Here is a 20,580-nt window from a genome sequence, read left to right as displayed (position 1 = left end):
CGGTAGACGCGACCGGCGTGCGAGAGATACCTTAGCGCTCGAACAGCTTTATCTCGCGGGGCGTCGCATTGTCGGCCATGAGTTGGAAAGCAATCGACGCCCTCGACGACGCTCGTGACGCCACGACGTCGCTCCTCCTCCCGTTCGACGCGGGTCGATGGGCGCGTCTCGCATTCATCGCCCTCTTCATCGGTGGTCTCGGCGGGAGCGGTGGTGCCGGAAGCAACACCGGCACGACCACCCCCACCGGAGGCGGCTCGACCGACATCCCGACCGATTCGCTGCCCGGGTTCGTGACGCCCGAAAACGTCTTGGCCGCGGTCATCGCGCTCGCGGCGGTCGGTATCGCCCTCTGGCTCGTGTGGATGTTCGTCGGCTCCGTGATGCAGTTCGTCCTCGTGGACGCCGTCGTCACGAAAGACGTGCGCATCCGCAAGCCGTTCCGCGAGCGCTTCTGGCTCGGCGTCAGGCTGTTCGGCTTCCAGGCCGGGCTGTTCGTCGCCGTCCTCGCGGTCATCCTGCTCCCGGTCGCGGCGGTGCTTCTCGGTTCCGTCGCGGTCACGCCCGCGGTGGGCCTCCTCGCCATTCCGCTCGTCTTCCTCGCCATCGCGCTACTGTTCGTCGCCGCCATCGTCGTGCAGTTGACGACCGACTTCGTCGTGCCGACGATGATAGCCGAAGACCGGGCGCTCCTGTCGTCGTGGGGACGGGTCGTGCCGGTGTTCCGCGCCGAACTCTCCGAGTTCGGCCTGTACGTCATCGTCCGGTTCATCCTCGGCATCCTCGCGAGCATCGCTGTCGGTATCGCGGCGCTCCTCGCCGTGCTCGTCGTCGCCATCCCCTTCGCCATCGTCGGCGGCGCGGCGTTCCTCGCGCTCAACGCCGCGAACGTCGCGCTGTTCTCGACGGTCGGCCTGGTCGTCTTCGGCGCGCTCGGCGTGCTGTTCGTCCTCGCGGCCATCGCGGTCGGTGCGGTCGTCCAGATGCCCGTCGTGACGTACTTCCGGTACTACTCGCTGTTCTTGCTCGGCAGCGCCGACGACTCGCTCGACCTCGTCTCGCAGTTCCGGTCCGACGACGACTCGTCGGCCCCGGAAGGCCCGACGCCCGCCTGAACACCGGCGACTCGCTCGCCACGACTCGCGCTCCAATCTCGGGGGGCGCGCCGTCGTCACACCCCGAAATCCCCGTCGCACTTCGTTTTTCGCGCCGTCGCCGACGCGACCGACTCGGGTGGTAAGCGGTGATTAATTAATACGTTGACAATCCTACGCTTCGGTATGTCCTTCGAATGGGTCTCGTACTTCACGTGCGAGGAGTGCGGGCTGGAGCGCCCGTCGCCGGAGGTTCCCTACGACCGACTCGGGTACGCGGTCTGTCCGGGGTGCGGTGCGGAGACGCGCCCGGCGGCCGCGGCGATGGCCGACGCCTCGACGCCGGTGGATGGGTAGACACTTCGGGCTTCGCCGCCACTCACCGGTATGAGCTGGACGGAAGTCCGTCGGGACGACCGCATCGTGGAGTGGGAGCGGAGCGACGGTCACGCGACCATTCGGCTCCGACGCGGGCCGAATACGTGGCACGTCAGAGTCGACCGGCTCTACCAGTCCGCCGAGGGCCGCGGCTACGAAGGCAAGCGGTTCGAGTCGGAAGCCGAGGCGCGCGAGACCGTCGACGCGTGGAAAACCGAGTACGACGTGGACGACTGACGCCGGACTACTGGAGTCGGCGGGTCGTCTCGACAAGCGGGTGTCGGGCGTAGTCGACGATGTCGATGTCCGAGATGGAACTGAGGCCCTCCTTTTCCGCGGTCCGCTGCATCCCGAGTTCGACGGGGTCGTCGACGACGATGACGTAGGCGTCCATCTCCTCGATGCCGATGCGGTCGGCCGCGAGGACGCGGTGGTGGCCGTCCGCGAGGAGCAGTGTTCCGTTGTTGTCGATGACGACGAGCGGTTCGGCGAGGCCGCGTTCGAGTTCGTACCGGCGACCGTCGAGTTCGTCGGCGTAGACGCGGGCCTGCGTGGGGATGAGGGCCGAAAGCGAGACCGTACGGCGCTCTTGGTGGACCGTGATGCCGTGAATCTGTTCGAGCGTTCGCATGAGTTTGCCCACCTTCTCGGGCGTCGCGCGCTCGATTTGGCTCCGGATGACATCGGTGTTCGAGATGATGCCGACGAGGTTACCCGCGTCGTCGACGACCGGGAGTTTCTGGATGCCCGACCGGAGGATGACGCGGGCGGCGTCGTTCACGTCCATCTCGGGATGAGCGACGACGAGGTCCGTCGCCATCACCGTCTCGATGGGCGCGTCGTCCGCCGACAGGAGGATATCGCGGGCCGTGACGAAGCCCTCGGCCTTGCGTCCGTCGCAGACGGGGAACCCGTTGTGCCCGTCGCTCTCCGCGATGCGCTGGGCGACGTCCGCGACCGTGTCGGTCGGAGAGACGGTCTGGACCTCGCGCGTCATGTACTCCTTGACGGTCGCCTTAGTAGTCATCTCCCACCTGATAGGGCCACCGTCGGCAAAAACGTGTGGGCGCTCACTCATCTAACGGGTACTCGAAGGCAACGTCGGTGTCCAGACTCGGCGTCGGCGTCGCGTGTTCGAGCGTCTCGAACACCCGTCCGGCGACGATGTCGGTGACGATCGTCGCGAGCGACTCCCGAGAGTCGTCGCCCACGTCGTCGAGGATGCCGAGCGGAATCTGTGCGCCCGCCATGTCGGCGTGGCCGCCGGCGCTCCCGATGGAGCCGAGCGCCTCTCGGAACGCCTCACCGAGGTCGACCCGCGCTCCGCGGGCGCGACCGGAGACGTAGACCGTCCCGTCCATCAGGCCGTAGACGACCGTCACCTCGACGCCTTCCATCCCGAGGAGGTGGTCGGCGGCCTGCGCGAGCGCGTCCCGCTCGCGGATGTCGCCGACGTTCGTCGTGAGGACGTTCCCCCGAACGTCGCGGTTCGAGACGGCGCGCGCGAGCGTCTCCATCGTCTCGGAGGTCAGACTCGGCGTCTCGACCCGTTCGAGCAGGTCCACGTCGACGTGCGGGATGAGGAAGGCGGCGGCCTCGAAGTCGGCGGTCGACACCTCCCGCGTGAAGTCGTTGGTGTCGACCTGAATCCCGAACAACAGCGCGGTCGCCACCGTCGTATCGGGGACGATACCGAGCCGTTCGAGATACTCCGCCAGCAGCGTGCTCGTCGCGCCGACGCCGCGTCTGAGGTCGACGTACGCCGCCTCGACCGGCGCGCGCGGCGGGTGGTGGTCGATGACGACGTCGATGGTCGTCTCCGGCGGCAGGCGGTCGTTGACGCCCGGCCGGGAGTGGTCGACGAGCGCGAAGCCGGCGTACTCGTCGTCCGCGGGCACCTCGTCGAGGACGCGGAGGTCCAGTTCGAGGAGGTTCACGAGCGCGCGGTTCTCCTGGTGAGAAATATCGCCGAAGTAACACACGTCGGCGTCGACGCCCGCCCGCTCGGCGATGGCTTGGAGCGCCAGCGCCGCGGCGATGGCGTCGGGGTCGGGGTTGTCGTGCATCACGACCGCGAGCCTGCCGTCGACGTTCCGGAGGACCCGCATCAGCCGGTTCAGCCGCTCCGTGTGCGAGGTGCCGACGGCGTCGAGGATGCGCTCTGTGACCACTCGGCGCGGGTCGATGACCTCGTCGGCGAGGGCGTAGATGTCGGCGCGAACCGACGGGGCGGCGTCGTCGCCGAGGTAGACGACGAGCGGCGCGTCCGGATAGTGGTCGCGGGCCGCGCGCGCCGCATCAAGATTCCCCTGCGGCGACTGTCCACCGACGACGACGAGGTCCACCTCGTCGGGGTAGGTCGACGGGTCCGCGGGGTCGCCCTCTCGCGCGGCGATGCCGTCCGAGCGGAGGTCCTCGGCGCGGCTCTGTCGGTTGGTGACGACCGTCACCGTCCCGCCGCGGCCGGCGAGTTGCCCGACGAGGCCCCCACCGAGCGACCCGCAGCCGAGAACCAGGCGACGTACCATACACGGACGGTCGAACTCCGGCCGCAAAACCCTACCGTCCTCCCATCCGGCGATGATATTATGTCATGGTGTGTCATGGCATATGTACGATGGAACTCGAGACGCAACTGCTCCCCGAATCGCGAGCCGAGTCGTTCGTCCGAACCTGTCGAACCGTCGTCGGCGACGACCTCAGGAGCGTGACGTACTTCACGCACGACCGCTGCGAGCAGATATACCTCCGGAACGACCTCGAAGCCGACGCCGACCTCACCGGATTCGTCGAACACGAGACCGACGGGTTTCAGGCCCGAACCGCCTATCGCGGCTCCGAACTCGGTAACTACCGCTACACCGTTCGCGCGTTCGACCACGGCTACCTGACGCGGGTGACCGCGGACGACAAGGGCGTGTTCGTCACGACCGACGGCCTGACGCTCAGGCGCTCCGAGGAGTTGGCGTCGGCGCTCGGCGAGTTACTGCGGGAATAAAAGAGACCGAACGGAGTTGAACCGAATCGCCGGAACGCTCAGAAGAGCGCGGCGGCGACGGTCTGAGCCGTCTCGATGACGGGCTGGAATCCGGGCAGGAGCAGGACCGTCCCCACCGCGGCGAAGATGATCGCCACGTAGAGACCGACCGGCTGACTGCCGATTTCGAGGGGCTTCGACGGCTCCTCGATCCACATCGCCTTCACGACGCGGCTGTAGTAGAACAACGACAGTGCGCTGTTGACCGCGCCGACCGCGGCGAGCCACCAGAAGCCGGAGCCGATGGCCGACTCGAACAGGGCGTACTTCGAGAAGAAGCCGCCGAACGGCGGAAGCCCCGCGAGCGAGAACATGAAGACGGTCATCGCCGAGGCGGCGATGGGCGCCTTCGACGCGATGCCGTTGTAGTCCTCGAACGTGCGGCCGAGGCCCCACTTTTCGACCATGGCGATGAACAGGAACGCGCCCGTGTTCATGAAGCCGTAGACGAACAGGTGGGCCATGCTTGCGCCGAGGACGTCACCGTTCGCGGCACCGCCGCCGGTGGTGATGGCCGCGAGACCGATGAGCGCGTACCCCGCGTGACCGATAGAGGAGTATGCGAGCATCCGCTTGACGTTGTTCTGCGTCGCCGCCGCGAAGTTACCGAGCGTCATGGTGACGACGGCGAGCACCGCGAAGAGCAGCGACCAGTCGACGCTCCCGCCGCCGATTGCGGTGACGGTCTCAAGGGGGAACGCGACGGTGAACACGCGGAAGGCGACGGCGAAGCCGGCCGCCTTCGACGCCGACGAGAGGAACGCGCTCACGGGCGCTGGCGCGCCCTCGTAGGCCTCCGGCGCCCAGAAGTGGAACGGGACGGAGGCGGTCTTGAACGCGAAGCCGCCGGCAATCATCAGCACGCCGAGGCCGAGGACGCCGACCAGTTCGGTGCCCTCAGCGAGCGTCGCGGCGATTTCTGGGAGCACCAGCGAGCCGGTGACGGCGAACACGAGGCTGATACCGAACGCGAACACCGCCGACGACAGCGCGCCGATGAGGAAGTACTTCAGTCCGGCCTCGATGCTGCCGCGGTCCTTCTTGAGGAACGCGACGAGCGCGTACGAGGGCAGGGACGCCAGTTCGAGGCTGACGAAGACCGTCGCCAGCGAGTTCGACATCCCCATGAGGGTCATGCCGGTCGCGGCGAACAGCACGAGGGCGTAGAACTCGCCTTGGTACTGCTGGTCCGCGAGGTAGTCGTACGAGGCGACCGAGACCATCGCGGCGACGCTGGTGAAGATGAGCGTGAAGAACAGGCTCATCCCGTCGACGACGAGCGCGTCGCCGTACAGCGAAATCGCGCCGCCGGTTGACTCCATGCCGGTTCCGCCGATGAGGAACCAGCCGGCGATGCCGCCGGCGGCGAGCGCGCCGAGCGTCGCCGTGCCGGCCAGGAGGCCGTTGTTCGTGGAGTCGGGGTCGATGGTGTCGATGAGCAGCAGCGCGAGCCCCGTCAACGCGAGCACGATGGCGGGAGCCGTTGCGAACCACTGGGGAGCGGACTGGAGGGGCGTCATCTAGAACGCACCTCCCAGTTCGAGAATCGGAGTAACTGCGTCCTGAATCATCGTGAAGAAGATGTCCGGCGAGACGCCGAGCACGATGGTGAGAAGCAGCAGCACCGCGAGCGGTGCGACGTCGTGGAACGGTGCCTCCGTGACGTCGTAGTCGCCGTCGAACCGGAAGGGTCCGAACAGCGTCCGCTGCATCGCGAACAGCAGGTAGCCGGCGACGATGACGATGCCGAACATCGCAGCGCCGGTGAACAGCGGCATCGCCTCCATCACCGTGGACTCGAACGCGCCCTTGAAGATGAAGAACTCGGCCGCGAAGCCGGCCATGAGCGGCAGGCCCATGTACCCGAACGCGCCGGCGACGAAGATACCCGCCGTGACCGGCATCCGGTCCGCGATGCCGGACATGTCCGACACCATGCGCGTGTGGGTCGTGTTGTAGATGACACCGACGGCCATGAACATCAGTCCGGAGATGAGGCCGTGGGCGACCATCTGGAAGGTCGCACCGCCGACGCCGTAGGTGGTGTAGGCGATGAGACCGAGGATGACGTACCCCATCGACGAGACGGAGGAGTACGCGACGATGCGCTTGAGGTCCTGCTGGGCCAGCGCGAGCAGTGCGCCGTAGATGACGCTCGCGACGGCGAGCAGGGCGATGGGCAGCGCGAAGGCGCGCGCCGTCTCCGGCAGCATCGTGAAGTTGAACCGGAGCAGGGCGTACGTACCCATCTTCAGGAGGACCCCCGCCAGCATGACCGACACCGGCGTGGGGGCCTCGACGTGTGCGTCCGGCAGCCACGTGTGAAGCGGGGCGACCGGGACCTTCACCGCGAACCCGAAGAACATCGCGACGAACGCGACAGACGCGAGTGCGCCGGCCGACAGTCCCGCGAAGCTCCCGAGCTGTCCGGCCTGCAACGCCTGCGCGATTTCTGGCAGGCGGAACGACGATATCGAGTCGCCGAGACCGAACACCAGCGAGATGAAGCCGATGAACATCACGAGCGACGCGATGTTCGTGTAGACGAAGAACTTGATAGCCGCGTACTTCCGGCGTGGGCCGCCCCAGACGCCGATGAGGAAGTACATCGGCAGGAGCACGGCCTCCCAGAAGATGAACCAGACGAAGAAGTCGAGCGCCGTGAAGACGCCGAGCAGGTTTGCCTCCATCAGGAGCATCAGGCCGAAGAACTGGGATTGACGCTCCGAGATGGGCGTCCACGCGCTGACGATAGCGAGCGTGGTGAGGATGGTTGTGAGGACGACAAGCGGCATGCTGATGCCGTCGACGCCGACCATCCAGTGAATGTCGTACTGGCCGAGTTGCAGCCAGGCGATGTCTGTCTCGAACGCGATGTTCCCGCCCAGGAGGGCGTTCCCGCTCGCGTCGTACTGTTGCCACATGTAGAGGCTCCCGACGACGGGAGCCAGACTCAGCGCGAAGGCCGCCTTGCCGGCGTACCGGTCCGGCAGGACGAAGGTGACCAGCGCGGCGAGGAACGTGACTGCGATGAGCGCTTCGATTATCATGCGAACCAACCTCCGAGCAGACCGAGACCGAGAAGCAGCGCGGTCAGACCGAGCGTGAGGAGCGCCGCGTAGTTGCTCACCACACCGGTCTGGACGCGCTTAACGCGACCGCCAGCGAACAGGCTCACGCTGGAGATACCGTTGACGACGCCGTCGACGATGCCCTGGTCGAACTTATCGAGGGCGCGCGAGATGGGCTGGACGACGCCGGTCGCAATCCAGACCTGGTACTCGTCCTGGTAGTAGTTGTTGTACAGTACGGTCTTGATGCTCCCGAGCTTGTCCGTGTGTTCGACGGGCTCGGGGACGTTGTACAGGCGGTAGGCGAGCCCGGCACCCGCGAGGGCGAGGGCCAGCGAGACCAGCCCCGGCGCGATAGAGCCGATGCCGGCCGGGTGGAGCCCCGCACCGACGCCGCTTTCGAGCACTTCGAGGTAGTGGTGCGCGGTCAGCGACGAAATGCCGCCGTCGAGCCAGTCGTGGAGGAACGTGAGGTGAATCCCCGTGAGGTCCTCCACCGGAGCCATGTTGACGAGGCCGGTGACGGCCGCGAGCACGCCGAGGACGGCGAGCGGGAACTTGACGTTCCAGCCGAAGCCGTGCGGGTCGCGCGCGGTGTCGCTACGCGGTTCGCCGTGGAAGGTGAGGAACACCATCCGGAAGGTGTAGAACCCGGTGAAGAACACGGCGATGAGCCCCATCGCGTACGCGATGAGGAAGACGGTTCCGAGACCGCCGTCGGTCCCGAGACCGTGGTTGAGCGCCTCGTACAGAATCTCGTCTTTCGACCAGAAGCCGGCGAACGGAACGATGCCGGCGAGCGCGAGCGAGCCCGAGAGGAACGCGTAGTACGTCACGGGCATCTTGTCTTTGAGACCGCCCATGTCCCACATGTTCTCGTTGTGGTGCATCGCGATGATGACCGCACCGGCACCGAGGAACAGAAGCGCCTTGAAGAAGGCGTGGGTGAGCAGGTGGAACGTCGAGGCGACGTAGCCGCCGACGCCGAGCCCGAGCATCATGTAGCCGTACTGGCTGATGGTCGAGTACGCGAGCACCTGCTTGATTTCTTTCTTGACGACGCCCATCGTCGCGGCGAAGAGGGCCGTGAAGCCGCCCACGAGCGCGATGATACCGAGCGTCGTCGGGGTCAGCGCGTAGAAGCCGTACATCCGGGCGACGAGGTAGACACCCGCGGCGACCATCGTCGCCGCGTGAATGAGCGCGGAGACGGGAGTCGGGCCTTCCATCGCGTCCGGAAGCCACGTGTGCAGGGGGAACTGCGCGGACTTGCCGACGACGCCCCCGAGAACGAGGAGGCCGACGACGGTGAACCACGCCTGTTCGCCCATGCCGAGGAACGTGTTGACCGCGTGCTCGCCGTGGAGCGCCTCCTCGGCGAGGACGGGGAACGCCTCGGGACCGGCGAACGCCGCCGAGCCGAACGTCGCGAACACCGCGACGACGCCGATGAGGAAGAAGTAGTCACCGAATCGGGTGACGAGGAACGCCTTCTTCGCGGCGCTCGGCGGGCCCTCCTGGCGGAACCAGAAGCCGATGAGCAGGTAGGAACACAGCCCCACCAGCTCGAAGAACATGAACGCCATGAGGAGGTTGCTGGACACGACGAACGCCAGCATCGACGCGGTGAACAGGCCGAGCCCGGCGTAGTAGCGCGGGAGGCCCGTCTCGCCCTCGTCGTTCATGTAGCCGAGGCTGAAGATGTGGACGAGGACGGCGACGAGCGTCACGATGACGAGCATCATCGACGAAAGCGGGTCGATGAGTAGGCCGAAGTCGAGCGTCACCGCGTCGCCGGCGCCGGTCGCCCACGTGTAGATGTGTTGGTTGTAGGTCTGTCCGCCGCTGACGGCGAAGAACGTCGCGATGGACAGGACGAACGAGCCCGCCGTCGCGCCGATACCCGCCAGCGCGCCTCCCTTCGGCATGTACCGTCCCGCCCCGAGCGCGATCAGGAACGAGAGGAACGGGAGGAGGACGATGGCCGGAGCGAAGTCTAAGATACCTGCCATAGATTACCACCTCATCGTGGTCGCGTTGGTCACGTCCACGCCGTCGAAGTTGCGGTACAGTACGAGGATGATGCCGATACCGACCGCCACCTCGGCGGCGGCGAGCGCCATCGTGAACAGCCCGAACGTCTGGCCCGTCACGTTACCCCAGTAGTAGGAGAACGCGACGAGGTTGATGTTCGCGGCGTTCAGCATCAGTTCGACCGACATCAGGAACAACAGCGCGTTCCGACGGGTCAAGAGGCCGAAGATACCGATGCAGAACACGGCGGCCGACAGAACGAGGTAGTACTGCGCGGGCACCATCAGTTGTCACCCTCCTCGTCGTCGAACAGCGTCTGCTTGAGCTCCCGACCGCCGTCGGTCAGGATGGTCCGCATCTGCCCCGTGGTGTCCTCGCGGCGAGCGAGGAGCACCGCGCCGGCGAGCGCGGCGACGAGCACGAGGTCGATGATTTCGAACGCGACCAGCATGCTCTCGCCGTCGACGCTTCCGAACCCGAGGTTGAACATCGAATAGCCGATGCTCGCAGTGATGTTTGCTCCCTCCGGGAACCCCTGTGGGTTCGGGAACGACGCGCCGAGGAACACGACCGCCATCACGACGAACAGCGCGACGGCAGCGAGTCCGGGCACGAGGTGCGAACCGAGTTTCAGCTGCGGTTTGGTTGTCATGTACTACTCACCTCCGGATTGATACGCGTCAGCATCACGGCGAACGTGATGAGAATCAGGACCCCGCCGACGTAGACGAGGACCTGCATGGCGGCGAGGAACTCCGCCTGCAACATCACGTAATGCACCGCGACGCTCAAGAGCGCGCCCCCGAGCAGGAGTGCGGAATGCCAGATGTCCCGCACGAGGACGACGCCCAGGCTGCAACCCACGGTGACGAGGGCGAACAGCGCGAACGCGATGGTTTCATAAACCATTGTGTGTGTCTCCTTGAGATATCCCTTTGAACATTTCGAGAACGTCCTCAGCGTCCGGTAGCGGACGCGGGCTGACGGGACTCGAACGATTCACTCGCGGTCATGTTACTGGTAGTCGACCTCTCCTTCGCCCTCGCCGACCCACGCGTTGCGGTCGGGGTTGCGGGAGTTGAGCGGGTCGATATCCTTGTACCACGGGACGTTCTTGAGCTGTTCTTTGTTGTAGACGAAGTCGTTTTTCGTGTCCGCCGTGAACTCGAAGTTCTGCGTGAGCAGGATGGCGTCGACGGGACAGACCTCCTCGCACAGCCGGCAGTAGATACACTGGCCGATGTGGAGGTTGTACTGCTCGCCGTTGCGCTGGTCGTCCTGAACGATCTGAATCGTGTCGTTCGGACAGACGTTCTCACACTGGCGACACCAGATACACCGCTCTTGGCTGAACTTGTGGACGCCGCGGAAACGCGGGCTCACTTCGGGCGCGGTCTCGGGGTACTCGACCGTGAACGTCTGCCCGTCGAGCGCGTGCTTCAGCGTCACTGCCATGCCTTTCAGGATTCCGATCATGCAATCACCCCCACGATGATGGCCGTGAGAACCAGGTTGGCGAAGGAGAGCACGAGCATCCCCTTCCAACCGATTTCGAGGAACTGATCGACGCGAAGGCGCGGCACTGCGGAGCGCGCCCACTGGGTGAACAGGAAGAACGCCCAGATTTTGATTGTGAACCAGACGAACCCGGGTAGGACCGGGCCCGCCGGACCGCCGAGGAACAGGGTCGCCGCGATAGCGCCGCCGAGGAAGATGTGGATGAACTCACCGAGGTAGATGAGCACGAAGTAGACCGAGGAGTACTCGGTCTGGTATCCGGCGACAATCTCGGTCGGCGCTTCGGGGATGTCGAACGGGTTGCGGCCGACCTCCGCGAGGTTCGCGATGACGAACAGCGCGAACGCGAAGGGGTTCACGAACGCGAACCAGGTCGGAATCGTCACGCCGGCGACCGAAAGCAGCGGTTCGGCCTGCACGGCGACGATTTCGCTCATGCGGAGCGACCCGGCGAAGATAACGACCGAGGCCGCCGTGACGACCAGCGGAATCTCGTAGGCGATGTTCGCCGCCACGGCGCGGAGCGCGCCGATGAGCGAGAACTTGTTGTTCGATGCGTAGCCGGTCATGACGATGCCGAGCGAGGCGATAGACGCCGCGGCGAAGGCAAAGGCGAGACCGGTTTCGGGGTCCGCGAGCTGGATGCCGTTGCCCATCGGGATGACGGCGAATCCGAGCAGCGCGGAGAAGGGAATGACCATCGGCGCGAGGTCCCAGGCGGGACGGTCGACGCCCTCGGGGACGACGAGTTCCTTCGACAGCAGACGGACCGCGTCCGTGACGATGGTCAGGAGACCGAACGGACCGATTCGGTTGACCGCGATGCGGTCGGCGAAGGCGGCCGTGATTTTCCGCTTCGCCCACGGCCCGGCGAACGCCGTCATGATGAGCATGATGTTGGCCACGAGGAACGCGCCGACGAGGCCGCCGACGACATCCCCGAGGATGCCTTCGAGACCGAGGAGGCCGCTGACCGTGTCCGGAAGGACCGCTTGCAGATGCATCACCTGTCCACCTCTCCGAGCACGATGTCGAGGCTGCCGAGCGAGGCAATCATGTCCGGAATGTACTCACCCTCGGACATCTCGGGGAGCGTCTGGAGGTTCGAGAAACACGGGCTCCGAATCTTGAAGCGAGCCGGCTTGTCCGTGCCGTCCGCGCGGATGTAGATGCCGAGTTCGCCCTTCGCGCCCTCGACGGCGCGGTAGATTTCCGTGTCCTCGTCGGGCTTGAGGGTGCGCGGAACGTTCGCCTGGATGTTCCGCTCGTCTTCGGGCCAGTCTTCGAGCAGGTCGACGCACTGCTGGATAATCTTGGCCGACTCCTCGACTTCGCGCATACGCACGAGCAGGCGCGAGAAGTTGTCGCAGCCGTCCTCGACGACGACGTCCCAGTCGAGTTCGTCGTAGTAGCCGTAGGAGTCGTCGCGGCGGAGGTCGTAGTCGATACCGGAGCCGCGGGCGACCGGCCCGGTCGCGCCGTAGCTCTTTGCGACTTCCGGCGGCAGGACGCCCGTGCCGACCGTCCGGGCCTGCAGGATTTCGTTCGAGGTAATCATGTCGTGGTACTCCTCGAGCGCCTGCGGGAGACCGTCCATGAAGTCGCGAATCTTCTCGAAGAACTCCTCGCGGGGTTCGGGGAGGTCCCAGACGACCCCGCCGAGCCGGAAGTAGTTGAACATCATGCGCTGGCCCGTGAGGTCCTCCAGAATGTTCTGGACGATCTCGCGGTCCCGCATGGCGTACATGAAGATGGCCGTGAAGTCGCCGTAGACGTCCAGCGCGAACGTGCCGAGCGCGATCATGTGCGACGCGATGCGGCACAGTTCCGCACCCATCGTGCGGATAATCTGGGCGTACTCGGGCACCTCGATGTCCGCGAGGTCCTCGGCTGCGCGGGCGTAAGCCCACTCGTTCAGGAGACCCGACGAGATGTAGTCCCAGCGGTCGGGGTACGGCATAATCTGGTGCCGGTAGGTCCCCTGTTGACACATCTGCTCCTCGCAGCGGTGGAGGTAGCCGATGTCGGATTCGAGGTCAACCACCTGCTCGCCGTCGACGACCGTCTCGACGTGCAGCACGCCGTGGGTCGCCGGGTGGTGGGGACCGATGTTGATGTACATCGTGTTGCTGTCCCCGGCGCGGTGGTCCTCTTCGAGCGGGTTCGCGTGCTCGCGGAGCGTCGCAATCTGCGGGCGGTCCTGGTCGTAGTCAAGCCCGAGCGGGTGACCCTGCCACGTCTCCGGCAGGAGGATGCGACGCAGGTCCGGATGGTCCTCGTACTGGATGCCGACGAGGTCGTACGCCTCTCGTTCGTGCCAGTCGGCCGTCCGGAACACCGGCTCGGCGGACTGACTGACCGGGTTGTCCTTCGACGTGGGCACGACGACCGAGACCTCGTCGGTCCGGTCGTCGAACTTCGTCAGGTGGTAGATGGACTCGTAGCGGTCCTCGTACTCCTGTGCGGTCACACACGAGAGGTGGTCGAAGCCCGCCTCGTCGCGGAGCTTGAACAGCGCGTCTTGGACCTCGTCGGGACGGATGACGAGGCCGGGCGCGTTCAGGTGCTCTTCGCGGCCGACGACGAGGTCGCCGAGCAGCTCTGCGAGTTCGTCGCCGCGGCTGACGCCCGATTCGAGTTCCGCGGGGTCGTCGGACTGCTGTTCTTCGAGGCTCATGGCGAATCAGCCCAGTTGTACCGCATAACGAGGTCCTCTTCGTCGATTTCAGCGGCGAGCTTGTCGACGATTTCGTCGCGTTCGAGGTCGCCGAACTGCTCCAGCTCGTACGGCTTGACCGTCACCGGGCTGGACTCGCCGTTGGCGATGCGCTCTTGGAGCTTCGCGATACCGTAGATGAGCGCCTCCGGGCGCGGCGGGCAGCCGGGGATGTGGATGTCCACCGGGATGACCTCTTCTGCGCCCTTGATGACGTTGTAGCCCTCCTGGAACGGGCCGCCGGAAATCGTACACGACCCCATGCCGACGACGAACTTCGGTTCGGGCATCTGGTCGTAGACGCGCTTCATGCGCGGGGCGAACTTCGAGACGATGGTCCCCGGCACGATAATCACGTCGGCCTGCCGCGGCGACGCACGCGGGACCCCGGCCGCAAAGCGGTCGAGGTCGTGTTTCACCGAGTAGGTGTGCATCATCTCGATGCTGCAGCACGCGATACCGAACTGCAGCATGAACATCGAGGACCCGCGGACCCAGTTCATGAACTTGTCGAACTTCGTGAGGATGAACGGTGACGAGCCGAACGCCTCCCGAAGCTTCGAGTTGAACCGGTCGTCCGCCCCCGCCATGCGGGCGTCGCGAGTCTCGGTCTGTACCTGTGTGTCGTCCGTGACGAATGGCTTCTGTTCGCTACTCATGCATCTTGCCTCTCTGTCTTACGACGACTGGCCTGCGGGCTTTTGACCCACTTGACAGCGCCGTTGCGCCACGCCCAAACGAGGCCGACGACGAGGACACCGATGAAAACGAGCATCGGCGTCAGAATCGTCGCCAGCGACGCGCCCTGTTCGAGGGCCGAGCGGTAGATGACCGTCCAGGGGAAAATTAGGACGGTCTCGATGTCGAATACGAGGAACAGCAGCGCGACCATGTAGTACTGAATGTTAAACTGGACGCGCGCCGTGCCTGTCGGCACCTCACCACTCTCGTACGTGGCACTCTTTCCTTGTTCCGGTACGCTTGGGCGAAGCAGCGCCGACACCGCCATCATCGCGAGCGGTATGCCGACACCAACCAGCCCCATCGCACCGATTGCAATCCAATCACTCATGCCGTGTCTCCCTGACGTGCGGCGGTTAGAAGCGCTCCCCTATAAACATTGATTTGTGTGTTTCGGGCGCGAGAGAGCTTCTATTTGGAAAATACGCGAGAGACGCCCGGAACCCCGCACGGGCGGGGTTTCGCCGCCGGAATCGACCCCCACAGACGCGGAAACGACCGGGCGGCGACCGACCGCGAAACGCGCCCCGCTACCGCGACTCGCGGAAGCCGGCGACGCCGAGGTCGTGGAGCGCGGCCGAGGTCTCGGCCACGTCGGACACGAGGTCCTCGTGGTAGTCGACGAGTCTGTCTTCGAGCTCGGGGTAGCCGCGGGAGAGCGCCTGTACGGCCGACAGCGCCGCGTTGAACGACTTGCCGGCGTCGACCGCGACGATGGGCGCGCCCGTCGGCATCCCGATGACCGAGTCGACCGACTTCTCCTGGACGGGGACGCCGACGACCGGAATCGGGTACGCGATGGAGGCGGTCATGTTCGGGAGGTCCGCGGACTTGCCGCCCGCGCCGGCGATGATGACCTCGACGCCGCGGTCGCGCGCGGTGTCGCCGTAGGCGTACATCAGGTCCGGCGTCCGGTGCGCGGAGACGACGTACGTCTCGTAGGTGAACCGCTCTGCGGGCGGCGCGTCGAAGTCCGTCTGTTCACCGAACCCGAGCGTGTCCAACGCCTCGTGCGCGCCGGACATCACGTCGAGGTCGGAGTCCGACCCCATGATGATGCCCACGTCGGGCGTCGTCTCGGGGTCGCGGTCGGCGTCGGCCTGTGCGTGTAGGTCGTCGATGAGGTCCCGTTCTGTCGTCATGGTGAATCAGTCGAACTGCAGTCCGTCGCGAAGCTCGCGTGCGCGTTCGAGAAGCGTTTCGAGGTCGGCGTCGTCGTCGCCGGCGGCGGTGAGGTGGCCCATCTTGCGGAGGGGCCGAACCTCGTCTTTGCCGTACCAGTGCAGCGAGACGCCCGGTTCAGCGAGGGCGTCGTCGAGGCCGCCGAGTCGCGCCGGCTGGCTCTCGTCGACCGTGCCGAGGACGTTCGCCATCACGGTGGGCGACCGGCGGGTCGTCGCGCCGAGGGGCCACCCGAGGACCGCGCGGACGTGCTGTTCGAACTGCGAGGTGAGCGCGCCCTCGATGGTCCAGTGGCCGGAGTTGTGCGGGCGCGGCGCGACCTCGTTGACGAGCACGTTGCCCGCGGCGGTCTCGAACAGTTCGATGCCGAAGACGCCGCGGCCGGGTAGGTGCGACAGCACCTCGCGGGCGACGCGGTCGGCCTCCTCGCGCACCTCGCCCGTCGTCCGCGCCGGGACGACGGTCTCGCGGAGAATCTCCTCCTCGTGGACGTTTTCGCCCACGGGGAACGTTCGAATCTCGTCTTCGCCGCGGACGCCGATGACCGACAGTTCGCGCTCGAAGTCGACGAACGCCTCGGCCATCGCCGGGCCGCCGACCTCCTCGATGGCTGCCTCGGCCTCGTCGGGGTCGGTGACGGGGACGTTCCCGCGGCCGTCGTAGCCGCCGGTCCGGGCTTTCAGCATGACCGAGCCGAACTCGTCGAGCGCGTCGCGGAGGTCGGCCGCGTCGTCGACGCGGTGGAACGGCGGAATCGGGATGCCCGCCTCGTCGAAGGTGTCCTTCTGGACCAGTTTGTCCTCGATGGTCCGAAGCGCGTCGGGCGACGGGTGGACCGCGATTCCCTCCTCGGCGGCCAGTTCGTCGAGCAGGTCGGGGTCAGCGAGTTCGATTTCGAACGTCAGCGCGTCGGCCCGCGCGGCGAGTTCCGCCATCGCCTCGGGGTCGTCGAAGCCGCCGACGATTTGGTCGGCGACGGCCGACGCCGGGCAGTCGGGTGTCGGGTCGAGCACGACGATGTCGACGCCGAGCGGTGCGGCGGCCTCCCCGAGCATACGCCCGAGCTGGCCCCCACCGACGACGCCGAGCGTGGGTCCGGGTACGGTGACGGTCACAGTCGCGGATTCAGTACGTCGGTGCATAAACGTTGCCACATTCTGCGCCTAGATATGCACATGCGTGGATATAATAGGGCAAAAGCCGACGCCGAACGCGCCGGGCGCTCGCGGCGCTCACCCTGTCGAACGCGAGGAAAAATCGAGGTGGTCGAACGTCCCGACCGAGCGTCAGCCCCGCGTCTCGTTCGCGGCGTCGAGGGCGTCCTCGTCGATGAACACGACCACGTCCTCGCTCCAGAGCTTGAAGGCGTGTTGGCGCGCGACGTAGCCGTCGAGTTCGGATTCGAGTTCGGCGCGGTCCCACTCGTAGGCGATGACGACCGGCGGCGCGTCGGCGGTCACCTCGGAGACGTTCGCGTCGGGCGCGCTACTGGTGCGCTCGACGCCCGCGCTCTCGAAGTACCACGGGAGCGGGAGGCGACTGTGCCACGACGGCCCGTCGAGGGGGGCAGACTCGTTTTCGACGTAGAAGTGCGTCTCGTCGCTGTCCGGCGGATGCGTGCCGTACAGGAGCACGTCCGTCCCGGAGTTGGCGGCCGACACGCGCTCCACGTCGTCGAGGGTGGCCCGTAAGTCGTTCGCGGGTTGCGCCCACTGGAGCACCTCGCTGTCCTCGTCGGTCGAGGCGTTCCAGTAGTCGACGTTCGCGGCCGCGACGCCGCCGACGGAGGCGACCAGCACGAGCGCCGCGAGGCCGACGCCGACCGTGTCTTTGGCGTCGAGGGCCTGCACGCCGGAGCGGAAGACGAACGCCGCGCCGACCGCGGCGGGAATCGCCAGCGGGACGACCGCGTGGACGACGACCCAGGGCGCTTGGATGTCGGTCGCCAGCGGGTAGCCGAAGATACACACGACGCCCCAGTAGGTAGCGAAGGCGACGAGCCACCGGATTCGACCCGCGACGACGCCGTAGCGGTCGACGACGATGCCGACGAGCGAGAAGACGATGAGCACCGGCGCGCCGTAGACGAACGTTTCGAGGAAGTCCTTCAGATACGGGAGGTACTCGTGGGACTGGTGGCCACCGCCGAGCCAACTGCCGACCATCTCGGAGACCGCGCCGACGCTTCCGGCTTCGAGAACCGGGAGCATCGAGGCGGAGCCGCCGAGCGCGTTCCAGAGGTCGGGCCGCGGCGCGTAGAAGAAGACGAAGACGGCGAGGAACGCGAGCAGGCCGCCGAGGACGCCCGCGACGTAGCGAACCGCGCCGTAACCGAGACTTCCCGCCCCGCGTGCGCGAAGTCGCTCGCGGATACTCGCGGGCAGTTCGGAAAAGAGGATGTCGCGGGCGGACTCGCCGGCCGACGTGCGGGCGAGCAGCCGGTGGTCGAAGACGAGGAACGCCGCCCCGAGGAAACACGCGAGGTAGACGACGTAGTTCTCTTTCGTCGCCGCCCCCGTTGCGAAGGAGGCCCCGGCGGGGATGAGGTAGGCGAGGCGGCCGGTGTCGTACGCGCGGACGACGAAGCCGAGCGCGGCGAGCGAGAAGGCGGCCACGAGCACGTCGTTGCGCATGAACCGCGAGTAGTAGACCAAAAGCGGGTTCGCCGCGAGGAAGAGCGCGAGCGCGACCATCTCGTCGCGGCGGAGGTGCTCGCGGAACAGCCAGACCGAAAGCGGGAGCAGGCCGCCGACGAGCGCCACGGGGAGCCGCGCCGTGAAGTCGGTTGCCGGGAGGACCGCAAAGAGGTAGTCGTTGACGACGGGGAGGAACGGACCGTGGATGATGGGCCGGTAGGAGAACTCGCCGGTCTCGTGATACCGCAGAATCCAGTAGCCGACGCGGCCTTCGTCCCAGTGGAAGATGCGGCCGCCGAGGTCGGCGAGGCGGGCGAGGAGGGCGAGGGCCGTCACGCCGAGAATCGCCAGGAGGGCACGGGACCGAGCGACCGCCTCGGTCCCACTGTCAGTACTCATGCCCACCCATCGCGACGCCGACAATACAACTTTTGTGCTTGCCCGTCGCCGGGGCCAAATCCGGTCGGTGTCGGTAGTTCTTTTATCCGAGACGGGAAGGGTCGGCCATGGTCTCTCTCGGACTCGTCGTGGCCCGATTCAACTCGTCGGTCACGGAGCAGATGGAGGAAGCGGCCCGCGACGCGGCCGCCGAGCGCGACGCGGAGGTCGTCGAAACGATTCAGGTCCCCGGCGCGTACGACTCGCCGCTCGCGGCCGACCGACTCGCCCGCCGCGACGATATCGACGCCGTCGTCGTCATCGGCGCAATCGTCACCGGCGACACCGACCACGACCGCGTCATCGCCGACGCGACCGCGAAGTCGCTGACGGAGGTCTCGTTGGACCGCGACAAACCCGTCTCGTTCGGCGTCTCCGGTCCCGGTATGAGCGGCGCTGAAGCGCGCGAGCGCGTCAGCAAAGGTGCGGAAGCGGTTTACGCCGCGACCGATATGGTGGAGGCGTTGGCATGAACTTCGATTTCAGCGACCGAGTCGGCCGCGTCGAACCGAGCGCGACGCTCGCCATCTCGAACCTCGCGAGCGAACTGGAAGCGCAGGGCGAAGACGTGGTCGACCTCTCGGTCGGCGCGCCGGACTTCCCGACCCCGGACAACATCACGCAGGCGGCGAAAGACGCGCTTGACGCGGGACACACGAGTTACACCTCGTCGAACGGGATTCCGGAACTCAAGGACGCAATCGCGGCGAAGCTCCGCGGGAACGGCGTCGACGCCGAGGCCGACGAGGTCATCGTCACGCCCGGCGGCAAGCAGGCGCTGTTCGAGACGTTCCAGACGCTCGTCGACGACGGCGACGAGGTCGTTCTCCTCGACCCCGCGTGGGTCTCCTACGAGGCGATGGTCAAGCTCGCCGGCGGCACGCTCAGCCGCGTCGACCTCGCCCAGCACGACTTCAAGCTCGAACCCGCGCTCGACGAACTCGGCGAGACCGTCTCCGACGAGACGAAGCTCCTCGTCGTCAACTCCCCGTCGAACCCGACCGGCGGCGTGTTCTCCGACGCGGCGCTCGAAGGCGTCCGCGACCTCGCGGTCGAACACGACTTCGCCGTCATCTCCGACGAGATTTACGAGCGCATCGTCTACGACGGCTTCGAGCACACCTCGCTCGGCTCCCTCGACGGGATGGAAGACCGCACCATCACCATCAACGGCTTCTCGAAGGCGTTCTCGATGACCGGCTGGCGGCTCGGCTACCTCCACGCCCCGTCGGACCTCATCGCGCAGGCCGGCAAGCTCCACTCGCATTCGGTCTCCTGCGCCGTGAACTTCGTCCAGCACGCCGGCGTCGAGGCGCTCTCGGAGCGCACCGACGACGACGTCGAGGAGATGCGCCAGGCGTTCGAGAACCGCCGCGACATGCTCGTGGACCTCCTCGCCGAACACGACGTCGACGTGGCCGTCCCGAAGGGCGCGTTCTACATGATGCTCCCCGTCGACGACGACGACCAGGCGTGGTGCGAGGGCGCGATTCAGGACGCGAAGGTCGCGACCGTCCCCGGAAGCGCTTTCAACGCCCCCGGCTACGCCCGTATCTCCTACGCCGCGAGCGAAGAGCGACTCCGCGAGGCCGTCGAGCGCCTCGCCGAGCACGACTACATCTGAGCCGGCCGCGGCGACCGTCTCTTTTCGGAGCGGCGGACGGAGTTCCCCGCCGAGCTGTGACTGTTATCTGAACTGTGTGCTAGCGATGAACGTAATTTTTGTTGTCTGATA

Annotated in this window: 22 protein-coding genes; 6 read left to right on the top strand and 16 right to left on the bottom strand. The window is 66.3% G+C overall.

Features of this window, described 5'->3' with window-relative positions; genetic code table 11:
* Nucleotides 1-77: 77 nt before the first annotated feature.
* The 3 genes from ACSR87_RS12585 to ACSR87_RS12575 all read left to right on the top strand — a co-directional run bounded on the left by ACSR87_RS12585 (nt 78) and on the right by ACSR87_RS12575 (nt 1,709).
* Nucleotides 78-1,115, top strand: coding sequence for a DUF7544 domain-containing protein (locus ACSR87_RS12585; RefSeq protein ID WP_498530693.1), 1,038 nt, complete (start codon nt 78-80; stop codon nt 1,113-1,115).
* A gap of 165 nt (nt 1,116-1,280) precedes the next feature.
* Nucleotides 1,281-1,451, top strand: coding sequence for a hypothetical protein (locus ACSR87_RS12580; protein WP_004043950.1), 171 nt, complete (start codon nt 1,281-1,283; stop codon nt 1,449-1,451).
* Nucleotides 1,452-1,481: 30 nt separating this feature from the next.
* Complete coding sequence (locus ACSR87_RS12575) at nt 1,482-1,709, top strand: DUF7543 family protein (RefSeq protein WP_008573506.1); 228 nt, start codon at nt 1,482-1,484, stop codon at nt 1,707-1,709.
* Between the two features lie 7 nt (nt 1,710-1,716).
* On the opposite strand, the gene ACSR87_RS12570 is transcribed toward ACSR87_RS12575, so the two are convergent.
* Together ACSR87_RS12570 and ACSR87_RS12565 are read right to left on the bottom strand one after the other, a co-directional pair.
* Nucleotides 1,717-2,499 (bottom strand): CBS domain-containing protein, encoded by a 783-nt coding sequence (locus tag ACSR87_RS12570; RefSeq protein ID WP_004064102.1) that lies wholly within the window; start codon nt 2,497-2,499, stop codon nt 1,717-1,719.
* 43 nt (nt 2,500-2,542) lie between these two features.
* The gene (locus ACSR87_RS12565; RefSeq protein ID WP_498530692.1) at nt 2,543-4,000 is read right to left on the bottom strand and encodes a DHHA1 domain-containing protein; all 1,458 of its coding nucleotides are present in this window, start codon (nt 3,998-4,000) and stop codon (nt 2,543-2,545) included.
* A gap of 89 nt (nt 4,001-4,089) precedes the next feature.
* On the opposite strand from ACSR87_RS12565, the gene ACSR87_RS12560 reads away from it, so the two are divergent.
* Complete coding sequence (locus tag ACSR87_RS12560; RefSeq protein ID WP_008573504.1) at nt 4,090-4,470, top strand: DUF7522 family protein; 381 nt, start codon at nt 4,090-4,092, stop codon at nt 4,468-4,470.
* Between the two features lie 38 nt (nt 4,471-4,508).
* Here the strand turns inward: ACSR87_RS12560 and ACSR87_RS12555 are convergent, their stop codons facing one another.
* From ACSR87_RS12555 to ACSR87_RS12490, 14 genes are all read right to left on the bottom strand, one after another.
* Nucleotides 4,509-6,029, bottom strand: coding sequence for an NADH-quinone oxidoreductase subunit N (locus ACSR87_RS12555; RefSeq protein WP_498530691.1), 1,521 nt, complete (start codon nt 6,027-6,029; stop codon nt 4,509-4,511).
* Nucleotides 6,030-7,559 carry a complex I subunit 4 family protein gene (locus ACSR87_RS12550; RefSeq protein WP_008573500.1) on the bottom strand — a complete coding sequence of 510 codons (1,530 nt, stop codon included), beginning with the start codon at nt 7,557-7,559 and terminating at the stop codon, nt 6,030-6,032. It lies immediately after the preceding gene.
* Nucleotides 7,556-9,592, bottom strand: coding sequence for an NADH-quinone oxidoreductase subunit L (gene nuoL / locus ACSR87_RS12545; RefSeq protein WP_115802362.1), 2,037 nt, complete (start codon nt 9,590-9,592; stop codon nt 7,556-7,558). The genes ACSR87_RS12550 and nuoL overlap by 4 nt, the downstream gene beginning before the upstream one ends.
* Nucleotides 9,593-9,595: 3 nt before the next feature.
* Complete coding sequence (gene nuoK / locus ACSR87_RS12540; RefSeq protein WP_004043958.1) at nt 9,596-9,898, bottom strand: NADH-quinone oxidoreductase subunit NuoK; 303 nt, start codon at nt 9,896-9,898, stop codon at nt 9,596-9,598.
* Entirely contained in the window at nt 9,898-10,266 is a 369-nt protein-coding gene (locus ACSR87_RS12535; protein WP_004043959.1) for a hypothetical protein, read from the bottom strand. Before ACSR87_RS12535 ends, nuoK begins: the two co-directional genes overlap by 1 nt.
* Nucleotides 10,263-10,523, bottom strand: coding sequence for an NADH-quinone oxidoreductase subunit J (locus tag ACSR87_RS12530; RefSeq protein ID WP_004043960.1), 261 nt, complete (start codon nt 10,521-10,523; stop codon nt 10,263-10,265). Before ACSR87_RS12530 ends, ACSR87_RS12535 begins: the two co-directional genes overlap by 4 nt.
* Before the next feature lie 105 nt (nt 10,524-10,628).
* Nucleotides 10,629-11,090 carry a NuoI/complex I 23 kDa subunit family protein gene (locus ACSR87_RS12525; protein WP_004043961.1) on the bottom strand — a complete coding sequence of 154 codons (462 nt, stop codon included), beginning with the start codon at nt 11,088-11,090 and terminating at the stop codon, nt 10,629-10,631.
* Nucleotides 11,087-12,136: a complex I subunit 1/NuoH family protein gene (locus ACSR87_RS12520; protein ID WP_004043962.1), complete on the bottom strand. Its 1,050-nt coding sequence runs from the start codon at nt 12,134-12,136 to the stop codon at nt 11,087-11,089. The genes ACSR87_RS12525 and ACSR87_RS12520 overlap by 4 nt, the downstream gene beginning before the upstream one ends.
* Nucleotides 12,136-13,809 (bottom strand): NADH-quinone oxidoreductase subunit D, encoded by a 1,674-nt coding sequence (locus ACSR87_RS12515; protein WP_004064108.1) that lies wholly within the window; start codon nt 13,807-13,809, stop codon nt 12,136-12,138. The genes ACSR87_RS12520 and ACSR87_RS12515 overlap by 1 nt, the downstream gene beginning before the upstream one ends.
* Entirely contained in the window at nt 13,806-14,507 is a 702-nt protein-coding gene (locus ACSR87_RS12510; RefSeq protein ID WP_008573492.1) for an NADH-quinone oxidoreductase subunit B, read from the bottom strand. Before ACSR87_RS12510 ends, ACSR87_RS12515 begins: the two co-directional genes overlap by 4 nt.
* Nucleotides 14,504-14,920 carry an NADH-quinone oxidoreductase subunit A gene (locus ACSR87_RS12505; protein ID WP_007274756.1) on the bottom strand — a complete coding sequence of 139 codons (417 nt, stop codon included), beginning with the start codon at nt 14,918-14,920 and terminating at the stop codon, nt 14,504-14,506. The genes ACSR87_RS12510 and ACSR87_RS12505 overlap by 4 nt, the downstream gene beginning before the upstream one ends.
* Before the next feature lie 199 nt (nt 14,921-15,119).
* Nucleotides 15,120-15,731, bottom strand: a complete 612-nt coding sequence (purE, locus tag ACSR87_RS12500) for a 5-(carboxyamino)imidazole ribonucleotide mutase (RefSeq protein ID WP_498530690.1) — start codon at nt 15,729-15,731, stop codon at nt 15,120-15,122.
* A 6-nt stretch (nt 15,732-15,737) separates the two neighbouring features.
* Nucleotides 15,738-16,886 (bottom strand): 5-(carboxyamino)imidazole ribonucleotide synthase, encoded by a 1,149-nt coding sequence (locus tag ACSR87_RS12495; RefSeq protein WP_498530689.1) that lies wholly within the window; start codon nt 16,884-16,886, stop codon nt 15,738-15,740.
* A 171-nt stretch (nt 16,887-17,057) separates the two neighbouring features.
* Nucleotides 17,058-18,806 (bottom strand): flippase activity-associated protein Agl23, encoded by a 1,749-nt coding sequence (locus ACSR87_RS12490; protein ID WP_498530688.1) that lies wholly within the window; start codon nt 18,804-18,806, stop codon nt 17,058-17,060.
* A 107-nt stretch (nt 18,807-18,913) separates the two neighbouring features.
* Between ACSR87_RS12490 and ribH the strand changes: the two genes are divergently transcribed.
* Both ribH and ACSR87_RS12480 read left to right on the top strand, forming a co-directional pair.
* Nucleotides 18,914-19,318 (top strand): 6,7-dimethyl-8-ribityllumazine synthase, encoded by a 405-nt coding sequence (gene ribH / locus ACSR87_RS12485; RefSeq protein WP_424332686.1) that lies wholly within the window; start codon nt 18,914-18,916, stop codon nt 19,316-19,318.
* Nucleotides 19,315-20,469, top strand: coding sequence for a pyridoxal phosphate-dependent aminotransferase (locus ACSR87_RS12480; RefSeq protein WP_498530687.1), 1,155 nt, complete (start codon nt 19,315-19,317; stop codon nt 20,467-20,469). The genes ribH and ACSR87_RS12480 overlap by 4 nt, the downstream gene beginning before the upstream one ends.
* Nucleotides 20,470-20,580: the final 111 nt, after the last annotated feature.

This window comes from Haloferax sp. SDI50, from assembly GCF_059802635.1.
The sequence above is the reverse complement of the archived record's forward strand: the minus strand, read 5'-3'. Positions and strand labels throughout refer to the sequence as shown.

Bases quoted from the DNA above. Each gene is read 5' to 3' on its own strand.
- ACSR87_RS12490 (WP_498530688.1), bottom strand. From the start codon at position 18,806: ATGAGTACTGACAGTGGGACCGAGGCGGTCGCTCGGTCCCGTGCCCTC.
- ACSR87_RS12535 (WP_004043959.1), bottom strand. From the start codon at position 10,266: ATGACAACCAAACCGCAGCTGAAACTCGGTTCGCACCTCGTGCCCGGA.
- ribH (WP_424332686.1), top strand. From the start codon at position 18,914: ATGGTCTCTCTCGGACTCGTCGTGGCCCGATTCAACTCGTCGGTCACG.
- ACSR87_RS12575 (WP_008573506.1), top strand. From the start codon at position 1,482: ATGAGCTGGACGGAAGTCCGTCGGGACGACCGCATCGTGGAGTGGGAG.
- ACSR87_RS12580 (WP_004043950.1), top strand. From the start codon at position 1,281: ATGTCCTTCGAATGGGTCTCGTACTTCACGTGCGAGGAGTGCGGGCTG.
- nuoL (WP_115802362.1), bottom strand. From the start codon at position 9,592: ATGGCAGGTATCTTAGACTTCGCTCCGGCCATCGTCCTCCTCCCGTTC.
- ACSR87_RS12570 (WP_004064102.1), bottom strand. From the start codon at position 2,499: ATGACTACTAAGGCGACCGTCAAGGAGTACATGACGCGCGAGGTCCAG.
- ACSR87_RS12565 (WP_498530692.1), bottom strand. From the start codon at position 4,000: ATGGTACGTCGCCTGGTTCTCGGCTGCGGGTCGCTCGGTGGGGGCCTC.
- ACSR87_RS12525 (WP_004043961.1), bottom strand. From the start codon at position 11,090: ATGATCGGAATCCTGAAAGGCATGGCAGTGACGCTGAAGCACGCGCTC.
- ACSR87_RS12585 (WP_498530693.1), top strand. From the start codon at position 78: ATGAGTTGGAAAGCAATCGACGCCCTCGACGACGCTCGTGACGCCACG.
- ACSR87_RS12505 (WP_007274756.1), bottom strand. From the start codon at position 14,920: ATGAGTGATTGGATTGCAATCGGTGCGATGGGGCTGGTTGGTGTCGGC.
- nuoK (WP_004043958.1), bottom strand. From the start codon at position 9,898: ATGGTGCCCGCGCAGTACTACCTCGTTCTGTCGGCCGCCGTGTTCTGC.
- ACSR87_RS12530 (WP_004043960.1), bottom strand. From the start codon at position 10,523: ATGGTTTATGAAACCATCGCGTTCGCGCTGTTCGCCCTCGTCACCGTG.
- ACSR87_RS12555 (WP_498530691.1), bottom strand. From the start codon at position 6,029: ATGACGCCCCTCCAGTCCGCTCCCCAGTGGTTCGCAACGGCTCCCGCC.
- ACSR87_RS12560 (WP_008573504.1), top strand. From the start codon at position 4,090: ATGGAACTCGAGACGCAACTGCTCCCCGAATCGCGAGCCGAGTCGTTC.
- ACSR87_RS12515 (WP_004064108.1), bottom strand. From the start codon at position 13,809: ATGAGCCTCGAAGAACAGCAGTCCGACGACCCCGCGGAACTCGAATCG.
- purE (WP_498530690.1), bottom strand. From the start codon at position 15,731: ATGACGACAGAACGGGACCTCATCGACGACCTACACGCACAGGCCGAC.
- ACSR87_RS12520 (WP_004043962.1), bottom strand. From the start codon at position 12,136: ATGCATCTGCAAGCGGTCCTTCCGGACACGGTCAGCGGCCTCCTCGGT.
- ACSR87_RS12550 (WP_008573500.1), bottom strand. From the start codon at position 7,559: ATGATAATCGAAGCGCTCATCGCAGTCACGTTCCTCGCCGCGCTGGTC.
- ACSR87_RS12510 (WP_008573492.1), bottom strand. From the start codon at position 14,507: ATGAGTAGCGAACAGAAGCCATTCGTCACGGACGACACACAGGTACAG.
- ACSR87_RS12480 (WP_498530687.1), top strand. From the start codon at position 19,315: ATGAACTTCGATTTCAGCGACCGAGTCGGCCGCGTCGAACCGAGCGCG.